At 72.0% G+C, this 11,134-nt stretch carries 10 protein-coding genes and 1 pseudogene; 5 read left to right on the top strand and 6 right to left on the bottom strand.

Features of this window, described 5'->3' with window-relative positions; all coding sequences use genetic code 11:
* Positions 1-237 (top strand): annotated as a pseudogene (locus tag AB0G16_RS29260) (potassium transporter TrkA); the annotation flags it as partial.
* 12 nt (positions 238-249) lie between these two features.
* Here the strand turns inward: AB0G16_RS29260 and AB0G16_RS29265 are convergent.
* The 6 genes from AB0G16_RS29265 to AB0G16_RS29290 form a co-directional block, all read right to left on the bottom strand.
* Positions 250-384 (bottom strand): hypothetical protein, encoded by a 135-nt coding sequence (locus AB0G16_RS29265; protein ID WP_362811892.1) that lies wholly within the window; start codon positions 382-384, stop codon positions 250-252.
* Between the two features lie 183 nt (positions 385-567).
* A complete protein-coding gene (locus tag AB0G16_RS29270; RefSeq protein WP_362811895.1) occupies positions 568-1,092 on the bottom strand; it encodes a hypothetical protein in 525 nt (174 codons plus the stop codon).
* 114 nt (positions 1,093-1,206) lie between these two features.
* Positions 1,207-2,280 (bottom strand): lytic polysaccharide monooxygenase, encoded by a 1,074-nt coding sequence (locus AB0G16_RS29275; protein ID WP_362811898.1) that lies wholly within the window; start codon positions 2,278-2,280, stop codon positions 1,207-1,209.
* Between the two features lie 302 nt (positions 2,281-2,582).
* Positions 2,583-3,002 (bottom strand): hypothetical protein, encoded by a 420-nt coding sequence (locus tag AB0G16_RS29280; protein ID WP_362811901.1) that lies wholly within the window; start codon positions 3,000-3,002, stop codon positions 2,583-2,585.
* A gap of 194 nt (positions 3,003-3,196) precedes the next feature.
* The gene (locus AB0G16_RS29285; protein WP_362811904.1) at positions 3,197-4,312 is read right to left on the bottom strand and encodes an alanine racemase; all 1,116 of its coding nucleotides are present in this window, start codon (positions 4,310-4,312) and stop codon (positions 3,197-3,199) included.
* A gap of 53 nt (positions 4,313-4,365) precedes the next feature.
* Positions 4,366-6,024, bottom strand: coding sequence for an alpha-amylase family protein (locus tag AB0G16_RS29290; protein ID WP_362811907.1), 1,659 nt, complete (start codon positions 6,022-6,024; stop codon positions 4,366-4,368).
* 116 nt (positions 6,025-6,140) lie between these two features.
* Here AB0G16_RS29290 and AB0G16_RS29295 point away from each other — a divergent pair, with 116 nt between their 5' ends.
* The 4 genes from AB0G16_RS29295 to AB0G16_RS29310 all read left to right on the top strand — a co-directional run bounded on the left by AB0G16_RS29295 (position 6,141) and on the right by AB0G16_RS29310 (position 11,133).
* The gene (locus AB0G16_RS29295; RefSeq protein WP_362811910.1) at positions 6,141-6,572 is read left to right on the top strand and encodes a hypothetical protein; all 432 of its coding nucleotides are present in this window, start codon (positions 6,141-6,143) and stop codon (positions 6,570-6,572) included.
* A 192-nt stretch (positions 6,573-6,764) separates the two neighbouring features.
* Complete coding sequence (gene secD / locus AB0G16_RS29300) at positions 6,765-9,041, top strand: protein translocase subunit SecD (protein ID WP_362811913.1); 2,277 nt, start codon at positions 6,765-6,767, stop codon at positions 9,039-9,041.
* Positions 9,042-9,256: 215 nt separating this feature from the next.
* Positions 9,257-9,475 (top strand): EF-hand domain-containing protein, encoded by a 219-nt coding sequence (locus AB0G16_RS29305; RefSeq protein WP_362811916.1) that lies wholly within the window; start codon positions 9,257-9,259, stop codon positions 9,473-9,475.
* A 404-nt stretch (positions 9,476-9,879) separates the two neighbouring features.
* Entirely contained in the window at positions 9,880-11,133 is a 1,254-nt protein-coding gene (locus AB0G16_RS29310) for a helix-turn-helix domain-containing protein (protein WP_362811919.1), read from the top strand.
* Position 11,134: the final 1 nt, after the last annotated feature.

Here is an 11,134-nt window from a genome sequence, read left to right on the forward strand (position 1 = left end):
CCCCGTGGCTCGGAGATCTACCCGCGCCCGGCGGAACGGTACGTCCGTCCGGGGGCGCCGGTCGACTTCGCCTCGGTGATCGAGTCGGCCCGCCGCCGGGGCGAGACCGCGATCGGCTACCGCCTGGCGGATCACCTGAACGAGGCGCCGCACTTCGGCGTCGTCCTCAACCCGGACAGGTCACGTCCGCTCCGGCTCGGGCCGGGCGACTCGGTGATCGTCCTGGCCGAGCACTGAGCCCGGCCCGGGTCAGGCAGTGATCATGAAGGCGAGCCCCAGCAGCACGGCGACGGGAATCAGCCAGACCACGACCTCGATCGCGAACTCCTTGTACACGGCGGGCTCTCCCTTGGACGCTGCGCGGAAAACGACGAAGGGCAGCATACGAGCATCGGGCGCCTCTGCCCTAACCGGAGGCGCCCCCCGCCCCGGCGGAGGGGGCCGTCCTACGCGCCGGGGGTCCAGAGGACCAGGCCCAGGCACATCTCGTCGCCGGTGCCCTCGCCCCAGACGACGTACCGGGGGGCCGCGTCCTTCAGGGCGGGCAGCATCGCGCGCAGACCCGCGTCATGGGTGGTCGCCCGCCGGTGGCGGCGTTCCGCCGTTGCACAGCCCGGCTAGCTCGGCCGGCGCCTCCCGCGCCTGGTCGCCGAAGCGCCGGGCCAGGTCCTCGACGGCGGCGGCACGGTCGCAGAGCGGGCCCGACTCCCGCGAGGTGCAGGGCAGCTCGATGGGGGCGATGAGCTGGCTGGTCTCCAGCGCGGTGAGCTCGGACGCCCCGTCGGCGAACCGGAGGCGGATGGACGACCGGCCGCTGCCCGTCGTCCCGCCCTGGACGGCGAGCAGGTTGTAGTGGATCTGCAGGACGAGCCGGCTGCCGGCGGCCACGGGGTGGCCGACCTCCTGGGTGAGCAGCGTCTCGTCGGCGCCCGGCGCCCAGTGGCCGATCCACTTGCCGTCCTCGATGCCGGCGTCGCCGAAGCAGGTCCAGCCCTCACCGGGGGTGCTGGCGTCGAGGGCGACGGCCTTCCCCCTCAGGTCGGAGGGAGGCGCCGGGAGACACCGGTCGCGAAGATGGCGGGTGACATGCACCCGCCCGCCGGGACGACCGGCGGGCGGCTACGGACCTTCAGGTGATCGGACGGAGCCGCGGGTACCGCCCCTCAGGCGATCGGACGGACCCGCGGGTCACCGCTCCTCGTGTGATCAGGCGGAGCCGCAGGTCAGCGTCGGCGCGGTGCCGGGCGTGCCGGAAGCGAGCAGGCCGAACGTCGCCGAGGCTCCGGCACCGAGCGAGCCGTTGTACGCGACGTTGCGGGCCGTCACCGCGGATCCGCTGCTCGTCACCGTCGCACTCCACGCCGAGCTGACCGTCTGCCCGCCGCCGTACGTCCAGTTGACCGTCCAGCCGGAGATCGGGGCCGCGCCGGCGACGACGTTGACCTCGGCCTGGAAGCCGCCGCCCCAGGTGGACACGACACGGTACGTGGCCGAGCAGCCCTGACCCGGGGTGGGAGTGGGGGTCGGGGTGGGAGTCGGGGTCGGCGTGGGCGTGGGCGTGGGCGTCGGGGTGGGCGTGGGGGTCGGCGTGGGCGTCGGGGTCGGAGTGGGGGTGGGGTTCGAGCCCGTGAAGTTCACGTCGCTGCAGAAGTAGTACGACTGGTCGGAGTGGCTGGCCTGCCAGATCGTGAACACGATGTGGTGACCGGAACGGCCCGGGGCGTTCACCTCGACGGGGGTCGTGGCGCCCGTGGGAATGCGGCCCGTCTGGCCGACCAGTTCCAGGTCACCCCAGCCCAGACGCTGTGTCTTTGGATTGAAGCCCTGTTTGGTCGCGTACACGCGGATGTAGTCCGCGCCGTGCAGGGCCTGATCCAGGAGGTTCAGGGTGAAGCGGGCGGGCTTGTCGACCGTCTTCCACGCTCCGGGGACGTCCATCGCCGCGTAGCGGCCGCCCTCGGCGAGGCCGCCGCTGCAGAGCTGGCCGTTGGGGATGGCCGCCTGGTGGTTACCGGCCACGCCCTCGCGGTACAGGCCGTTCCAGTTCCACATGGCCTGAACGTTGGCCTGCCAGGCCTGCCAGCACATGGGGTCCTGGGTGGCCATCTGCGGGTTCTGGAAGTCGCTGCTCCAGCGCTCCCAGCAGCCGTAGTTGCGGGTCGGGGGGTCGCTCACCGAGCCGTGCGCCGACGCGGGTACGACCAACGCGGTGACGACCAGCGCCAGCGCGCCCACGATCGCGAGCAGACTTCGGAGCAATGTGCGGGGGGGCGTCTGCACGGGTCTCCTCCTGGGTTAAGGGTGCATACGGGCGCCCACCATCTCCTAACCACCGGTCAGGAACAACAGTGATGCCCGGGCGGGGGGCGATGAGCTGGCCGTTCGCCGCCAGGAGGATGAAACGTTCAAACCTCGCCCGTGTTCGCGTCCGCGTGGCCCGGCGGGAGAAGGGGGCGTCGGCCCGCCCCCGGGGGGACAGGGGGCCGGAGGTCGTCGTGTCGGCACCGGCCGGCACGGCACCTGAGAACCGTGGAGCGGCCGAGGGTCGCACGAGCGCCGCGGAACCGTGAAACGGCCGAGGGTCACATGACGACGAAGGAGAACGCCCTGTCCTCCCACTTGTTCGGCATCCCGGTGATGACGTGGAAAGTGTTCTTCTGGGTTCCGCAGGCGGGGTGCGGCCACATGGAGATACGAATTCCGTACTCGAAGGACGTGTACTGCAGGGTGGCCGAAGGAACGAGTTTCGTGATGTCCAGGTCCTTGTCCTCCAGCTCGACGCAGTACTGCCCGACGCCGGGCTTGGTGACGGCGTTGATCCCCTTGGCGCGGTTGAGGCTCCCGTCCGCGTTGACCACGGCGGCCGCCTGCGCGTACGGGGCCGTCACCTTGATCGGGACGGCGGCGCCCGTCCCCTTGTCCCCGGCCCAGGCGGGTCCTGCGGCGAGGCCGGCCATCACGGCCACCCCCGCCAGCGCGAGAGCCCTCTTGTTCTTGAACATGCGATTCCCCTTTTCCCGGCGCGTCTCCTCGACGGTTTCGAGGAAAGCACTGAAGTGGCGCAATCCTATCCGCCGCACCTCGGCGGAAAAGCGTCCGCCATATACGCCGACCAGGTAAAAGTCTCGTCGCATTCATGTTCACGGAGAAGCGCGGCCGTTTCGGGAAAATCGCCTCAAGAATGTCTTCGGGCGGTTCAGGACGGCTCCGGCCGGTGCAGGTAGTGGAAGGTCGGCCTGGGGTGCATCAGGAAGTCGTGGTGGGAGATGTTCCAGGCGTAGGCGCCCGCCATGGTGAACTCGACGCGGTCCCCGGCCTTCAGGGCGATCGGGACGCGGCGGGCCAGCACGTCCTTGGGGGTGCAGAGCTGGCCGACGATCGTGATCGGCTCGCCGGTGCGCGGCACGAGCACCGGCTGGTCGTGCCCCTTGGTCGCGGGGGTGCGCAGGTGGTGGGTGCCGCCCGCCACGATCGCGAACAGCTCGCCGTGCACGCGCTTGACGTCGATGACGTGCGTCACGTAGCGCCCGCAGTAGACGGTCAGCGACCGGCCCGGCTCGATCCGGAGCGTCTCGCCGGGGCGGCGGAGGGCGGCCAGGCCCCGGCCGTAGGCCTGCCAGTCGAACCGGAGGGAGGGGTCGGTGTAGGAGACGGCCATGCCGCCGCCGAGGTTGATCTCGGTGACCCCCAGCGTCCGCGCGTAGTCGAGGATCACCGCGGCCAGCTCCAGCATCCGGGGGGCGTCGAGCCCGCTGGCCAGGTGGGCGTGGACCCCGCGCAGCCGTACGGCCTCCTGGGAGCGGAGCAGCGCGACGCACTCGTCGACGCCCGCGGGATCCATCCCGAACGGTGTGGCCCCACCGCCCATCGCCAGCGCGGCCCCCTCGATGGAGATGTCCAGGTTCACCCGGAGCAGCACGTCGGCGGGGCGGCCGGAGGCGAGCAGCCGTCGCAGCTCGCCGGGACTCTCCACGTGCAGCCGGGTGACGTCGGACAGCAGCTCGGCGTCCGTCTTCCCCGGGCCGCCCAGCGCGACGGGCACCTGCGGGAAATGCTCCCTGACGTGCGCGAGCTCGCCGCCCGAGGCGACCTCGAAGCCGTCGACGTACGGCAGGAGCGTGCGCAGCAGTTCGGGGTCGGGGTTGGCCTTCACCGCGTAGTACAGCTCGACGTCCCCCAGAGCGGCGCGGACGGCCCGGACGTGGGCGTCGAGTTCGGCCAGGTCGTAGACGTAGGCGGGAGGCGACCCCGCCCCCGAGGCCGGGGACGGGGCCGCAGCCGGGGCCGGGCGCGCGGGGCTGATGGAGCTCATGCCCTCCAGGATGACCGAGAGGACACCCCGAACGCCCGCCCGACACGGCGGCGTCAGCGCTTGGCCGAGGTCTCCTCCGGGGCCACATCGGGGACGGAGGAGCGGAACCAGCGCGTCCCGTAAGGCTCCAGGGTGAACTTCACCTTGCCGTCGGAGGGCAGGTCGACGGTGCCGTCGACCAGCAGGTCGACCAGGATCTCGCAGTGCTCGAGCCCCTCCAGCACGAGCTCCACCTCCGCCTTGCGTCCGGCGAAGTTGTGGACGGCGACCACGGTGCCGCCCTCGGCGTCGGCCCGGTGGGCCAGCACGGCGGTGTCCCCCGCGTCCAGGATGGTGTACTCGCCCCAGGCCAGCTCGGGGCACTCGCGGTAGCGCTCGATCAGCAGCATGACCCAGCGGAGCATCGAGTCGGGGTCGCGGCGCTGGCTCTCGACGTTGACGTTCTGCGGGCCGAACTCGCCGGTGGGAGAGGCCACCCGGGTCTTCGGGTCCGGCGAGAAACCGCCGCCGGACGACCACTGCATGGGGATGCGGACCGCCATCCGCCCCTCGGCCTCCAGGTTCTCGCCCAGGCCGATCTCCTCGCCGTAGAAGAGCACCGGCGTGCCCGGCAGCGAGAACAGGACGCTGTAGGCGAGCTTGAGGCGGCGCATGTCGCCGCCGAGCATCGGGGGCAGCCTGCGGCGCAGTCCCCGGTCGTAGACCTGCATGTCCTTGTCCGGGCCGAAGGCGTCGAAGACCTCCTGCTTCTGCGCCTCGGTGAGCTTGTCCAGCGTCAGCTCGTCGTGGTTGCGGACGAACATCGCCCACTGCGAGTCGTCGGGTGGCTTGGGCCGGTCGCGCAGGGCGTCGGCGAGGATCTCCGGGTTCTCGCGGGCCATCGCCAGGTGGAAGCGCTGCATGGCGATGAAGTCGAAGCACATGGTGATCTCGTCGCCGTTTCCGGCGTCGCCGAAGAACTTCATCAGGTCCGGGTAGGGCAGGTTCACCTCGCCCAGCAGGATCGAGGAGCCGTCGCGGCGGTTCATGAAGGCCCGCAGGTCGGCCAGGAACTCGTGCGGGTCGCCGCCGATGCCCTCGATGAGGAACGGCACCGCGTCCACCCGGAAGCCGGACAGGCCCAGCTCCATCCAGAAGCCGAGGATGCGCGCGATCTCGTCGCGGACCTCGGGGTTGCCGGTGTTCAGGTCGGGCTGGAACCTGTAGAAGCTGTGGTAGTAGTACTGGCCGGTCTTCTTGTCCAGCTCCCAGAGGCTGTCCTCCTTGTCGGGGAAGACGATCGCCTTGGGGTCGACGGGGCCGGGCTCGTCCTGCCAGATGTACCAGTCGCGCTTGGCGGACTTCTTGCTCGCGCGGGCCTCCTTGAACCAGGGGTGCTGATCGGAGGTGTGGTTGACCACCAGGTCGGCGATCACCCGCATGCCGCGGTCCCTGGCGGTGCGCATGAACTCCACGAAGTCACCCAGGGTGCCCAGGCGCGGGTCGACCGAGTAGAAGTCGCTGATGTCGTAGCCGTCGTCGCGGCTCGGGCTGGGGAAGAACGGCATCAGCCAGATACAGGTCACCCCCAGCCGGTCGAGGTGATCGATCTGCTGGGTCAGGCCCCGGAAGTCCCCGATGCCGTCACCGTTCCCGTCCTTGTACGTCTCGACGTCCAGGCAGTAGACGACGGCGTTCTTCCACCAGAGATCGGCCGTGTAGGTCATTCGCATGCGTTCGCCCTACCCCGGCGTGGGGTGTTTATGAGCGCTTCCGGCGGGTCCGGGGGTGATCGCGCCCTCGCGGGTCCCCGACCGGCTACCGTGGACGGGACGGCCAGGAGGAGATCATGCGACAGCCACGGCGCGGCGCGCCCCTGGGCTGGCTGCTCGCGTTGCTGCTTCCGTTGCTCGTCTCCGGCGGCGCGGGGAGCGCCCTCGGCGCCCTCGGCGCCCTCGGCGGCGCCGGCGCGGGCGGTGTCACCGGCGCCGGTGCCCCGTCGCGGCAGCCCACCGCCACCCACTCCTCGGGCGATCACCGCCGCCTGTCCCGCCCGGTCTCCGACAGCGGGCGCGGCGTCCTGGTCACCGCCCTCACCGCTCTCGGGATCGGCCTGGGCGGCGGGAACGGCGCCCCCTCCGCGGCCCCACCTGCGGACCCGTGGCACCCTTCCGAACCCTCCGGCACGATCTCCCGCCCGGCCGGTGACGACGACAGCCGCTCGCTCGCGGCCCTGCTCGTCAGGCCCGGCCGGGCACCACCCGCCTCCACAGCGAGCTGAGACACCCCGGCCTCGCCCGGGGTGCCTTCGCCGTACCCGCAGCCGTACCCGGAATCGCACCCCGAATCGTGTTCGAGTCCGTGTTCGAAGCCGTACCGGAAAGCCGTCCCCCGGACGCGTACGAGGCGCGCGCAAGCCGCGCCCGGAGCCGTTCCCGGGGACGTTCCCACGTCCAAGCCTGTGGAGGCTCTCATGTCGCGTGCCCCGGTGGTACGCGCGATCGCCGCTCTCGCGGTCATCGCCGCCTCGCTCTTCATCGCGTTCACCATGTCGCCACGCCTGGGTCTCGACCTGCGCGGCGGCACCCAGCTCGTCCTGGAGACCAGGGACTCACCGACCGTCAAGGCCGACGCCGCGGCCACCGACCGCACCCTGGAGGTGCTCCGCCGCCGCGCCGACGCGCTCGGCGTGGCGGACGCGCCGCTGGCCCGCTCCGGCGAGCGGCGCATCATCGTGGAACTGCCCGGCGTGCAGGACCCGACCAAGGCCGCCGAGGTCATCGGCAAGACCGCGCAGCTCACCTTCCATCCCGTGCTCGGCGCCCCCGACCCGGCGTCCGGGACCAAGCCGGGCAAGGGCGAGCAGATCCTGCCCGACGACCGCGGCCTTCCGGTGCAGATCGGGCCGGCCGCCCTGACCGGCGACGGCGTCGGCGACGCCGCTGCCGGGATCGACCCGCAGCAGGGCACCGCCTGGTTCGTCACCGTCGACTTCCGCGACAGCGGCCGGGCCGCGTGGGCGAAGCTGACCGGCAAGGCCGCCTGCGCCTCACCGGGCGACCCCAAGCGCAGGGTCGCCATCGTGCTCGACGACAAGGTCATCGTCTCGCCCCAGGTGAACGAGGACGTGGCCTGCAACGTCGGCCTGCCCGGCAGCTCGACCCAGATCACCGGTGACTTCACCGCCGAGGAGGCCGGCGACCTGGCCCTGCTGATCAAGGGCGGTTCGCTGCCGGTGCCCGTCGAGATCATCGAGCAGCGGACCGTCGGCCCGACGCTCGGTTCGGCGGCGATCGCGGCCAGCGCGCAGGCGGCGGTCATCGGCATCGCACTCACCGCGCTGTTCATCATCGTGACCTACCGCCTGGTGGGTCTCATCGCCGCGGCCGCGCTGGCCTGCTACGCCCTCATCTCGTACGCGGCGCTGGTCGGGCTGGGCGCGACGCTCACCCTGCCGGGGCTGGCGGGCTTCGTGCTCGCCATCGGCATGGCGGTCGACGCCAACGTGCTGGTCTTCGAGCGGGCCCGCGAGGAGTACGCGGCCGAACCGGTGTTCCGGAGCGCGCTGGAGAAGGGGTTCCGCAACGCGTGGAGCGCGGTGGCCGACTCCAACATCACCACCCTGCTCGCCGCGGGACTGCTGTTCATGCTGGCGTCCGGTCCGGTGCGCGGCTTCGGCGTCACGCTGAGCATCGGCGTGATCGCCTCGCTGATCACCGCCATGGTCATCACGCGCGTCCTGGCCCAGTGGGCGGTGGGCCTTTCCGCCGTGGCCTCCCGGCCGAAGATCACCGGTCTGGCCGGCATCGGGCGCGTCCGCACCTGGCTGAACGCACGCAAGCCCGACCTGATGGGGCGCCGCGCCGTGTACTACGCGGTGACCGGCGTGCTGGTGGCCGCGTCCGTGGCAGGGGTCGCGATCCGCGGGCTCGACTTCGGCGTGGAGTTCACCGGCGGCCGGCTCGTGGAGTACACGACGAGCACCCCGATGACCGCCGACGCCGCCCGCGAGCTCGTCGGCCGGGCGGGCTTCCCCAACGCGGTGGTGCAGACCTCCGGCGACGGCATCTCCGTGCGGACCGGCCAGATCAGCCCCGCCGAGGTGGTGAGGATCGAGAACGCGCTGGAGAGCGGGGGCGCCCAGGTCGTCAAGGAGCGCGACGAGCTCATCGGGCCGAGCCTGGGCGAGGAACTGCGCCGCAACGCGCTGATCGCGCTGGGGGTGGCGCTCCTGGCGCAGCTCGGCTACCTCGCCTTCCGGTTCCGCTGGACGTTCGGCATGGCGACGGTGCTGGCGCTGGTCGCCGACGTGGCCGTGGTGATCGGCGCGTTCGCGTGGCTGGGCAAGCCGATCGACGGGGTGTTCCTGGCCGCGATGCTCACCGTGGTCGGTTACTCGGTCAACGACAAGGTCGTGGTCTTCGACCGGGTCCGCGAGCTGTGGGGGGCGCGGCCGAAGGCGGCGTTCGGCGAGGTGGTCAACACCGCGATCCTGCAGACCGTGCCCCGCACGGTCAACACCGGCCTGGGCGCATTGTTCATCCTGGCGGCGCTGGCGGTGCTCGGCGGCGACTCGCTGACCGACTTCGCGGTGGCGCTGCTGATCGGGATCGTCGTCGGGACGCTCTCCTCGGCGCTGGTCGCGGGACCGCTGGCGATCGAGCTGGAGCGCCGCCGTCCGGGCACGCCGCCCCGGCCCAAGGGCCGCCGTCCGGCCCGCCCCCGCGAGGGGTCGGGCGCGGTGGTCTGACGGGTCCACACGCTCGCGGGCGGTCTCCGCTCGCGGGCGGTCTCCGCTCGCGGGCGGTCCTCGCTCGCGGACGTTCCTCGCTCGCGGACGTTCTCCGGGATGCGGGGCGCGGGGCGCGGGAGACGGAATCCCGCGCCCTCGGGGCGGTGACCGTCCCGGGGCCCGCTAGTGTGCGTCGCATCTGATTTCCCTGCTGCCGGAAGGCGGACGCAATCGTGGCGGACGACGACTACGCGACAACGTTCCAGATCGTCGATGTCGACGGTGACGGCCTCATCTCGGTCCCCGAGCTGAGCCGTCTCATGGAGGTGCTCGGCGAGCCGATCACCCCGGAGGCGGCCGAGGCGGCCGTCGCCAGGATCGACCTGGACGGTGACGGCCTCATCTCCCTGGAGGAGTTCGCCGGCTTCCTCAGCCGGCACCGGGCCGGCTGAACGCCCGGCTCCGGGTCGGCTGAACGCCCGGCTCCGGCACGGGCGGCCGGCTCCGGCACGGGCGGCCGCACGACCTCACGCCGGACGCACGCGCGGGCCCGGCCCGGACATCCGGGCCGGGCCCGCCGCCGTACCCGGACGGGCCGGACTCGTCTCCGTGCCCGCCCCGATCGTGCCTTTCACCGTGCCCACCCGGATCGGGCTCGTCGTCGTGTCGGTCCGGGCCGGACTTATCGACATATTCGTCCGGACCGGCGCCTGTGGAACGATCCGAAATCCCAGAACACGAAAGATTTTTCCGTCGAGCTCGCCAGGTGTTGCATTTGGGACAAGAACAAGCGTTTGCTAATTGTCCAAAGTGTCAATTAGGTGAGAATCTGAGGCGCACTCCGACGGGAGGGTCCATGGCGACAAAGGAACACACCCGGATCGCTGCCACAGCCCCGAACGGCCGCAAGGCGAGATCCCGGGACCTGTCCGACCAACGACTGTGGCGCTCGGCCCCGGCCAACGCCGCCAAGCTCCTGAGGCCGGGCCTGGCCCAGGTCGCGCACCAGGTGATCGAGGAGATCACGGCGCGGATCCCCGAGTACGCCCGGCCCGCCGACGAGAACTACATCAGGGCCATCCGGCTGGCCGTGGACGAGGCGCTGCGCCAGTTCGTCGACCGGATCGAGAACCCCAGCGCGCCGTGGGACCCCGACGTCTTCCGGACGATCGGGCGCGGCGAGGCCAACGAGGGCCGCAACCTCGACCCCCTGCAGACCGCGATGCGCCTGGGCGCCCGCGTCGCCTGGCGGCGGCTCACCGAGCAGTCCGAGCAGCTCGGCCTCACCCCGCAGCACCTCTACGACCTCGGGGAGGCCATCTTCGTCTACCTCGACCAGCTCGCCGACGCCGCGGCCGAGGGGTACGACGAGGCCAGGGCCCGCGCGGCCGGTGAGATCGAGCGCCGCCGCCACCGGCTGATGGACCTGCTGCTCAGCCAGCACCCCGCCTCCCCCGAGGCGATCGCCGACCTCGCCAAGGCCGCCGGGTGGCGACTTCCCAGGGTCGTGGCCGGCGTCGCGCTGGAGGAGCGTCCCGGCGGGCACCGCCCGCCCTCGCTGCCGCCGGACGTGCTGACCGGCCTCGACCGGCCGGACCCCTGCCTGATCGTTCCCGACCCCGGCGGTCCCGGACGGGCGCAGACCCTGGAGATGGGCCTGCGCGGCTGGAAGGCGGCCGTGGGGCCCGCCGTCCCGCTGGCCGCCGCCGCCACCTCGCTGCGCTGGGCGCGGGAGGCGCTCGACCTGCGACGGCGCGGCGTGCTCACCGAGCGGCGCGGCCTGCTGCGCTGTTCCGACCACATGGCCACGCTGATCGTGTTCAAGGACGAGGAGCTGGTCAGCGCCCTCACCGAGGTGCGGCTGGCGCCCCTGGCCCACCTGCGCCCCAGCCAGCAGGACCGGCTGGCCGAGACGCTGCTGGCGTGGCTGCGGCACGGCCGGGGCGCCGGCGAGGTCGCCGCCAGGCTGCACGTGCACCCGCAGACCGTGCGCTACCGTCTGCGGCAACTGGAGGAGCTCTACGGCGACCAGCTCAGCGACCCGGACATCCGGTTCGAGCTGGAGATCGTCCTGCGGGCCCGGCAGTCCGTGACGGCGGGGGCGGGCTGAC

Origin of the sequence: Streptosporangium sp. NPDC023615, from assembly GCF_040640155.1 — a bacterium.
Classification (GTDB): domain Bacteria; phylum Actinomycetota; class Actinomycetes; order Streptosporangiales; family Streptosporangiaceae; genus Streptosporangium.

What these genes read in the sequence shown, in the direction of transcription:
- AB0G16_RS29265 (WP_362811892.1), bottom strand. Translation starts at nt 384, where the DNA reads ATGCTGCCCTTCGTCGTTTTCCGCGCAGCGTCCAAGGGAGAGCCCGCC.
- AB0G16_RS29280 (WP_362811901.1), bottom strand. Translation starts at nt 3,002, where the DNA reads ATGTTCAAGAACAAGAGGGCTCTCGCGCTGGCGGGGGTGGCCGTGATG.
- AB0G16_RS29285 (WP_362811904.1), bottom strand. Translation starts at nt 4,312, where the DNA reads ATGAGCTCCATCAGCCCCGCGCGCCCGGCCCCGGCTGCGGCCCCGTCC.
- AB0G16_RS29290 (WP_362811907.1), bottom strand. Translation starts at nt 6,024, where the DNA reads ATGCGAATGACCTACACGGCCGATCTCTGGTGGAAGAACGCCGTCGTC.
- AB0G16_RS29295 (WP_362811910.1), top strand. Translation starts at nt 6,141, where the DNA reads ATGCGACAGCCACGGCGCGGCGCGCCCCTGGGCTGGCTGCTCGCGTTG.
- secD (WP_362811913.1), top strand. Translation starts at nt 6,765, where the DNA reads ATGTCGCGTGCCCCGGTGGTACGCGCGATCGCCGCTCTCGCGGTCATC.
- AB0G16_RS29310 (WP_362811919.1), top strand. Translation starts at nt 9,880, where the DNA reads ATGGCGACAAAGGAACACACCCGGATCGCTGCCACAGCCCCGAACGGC.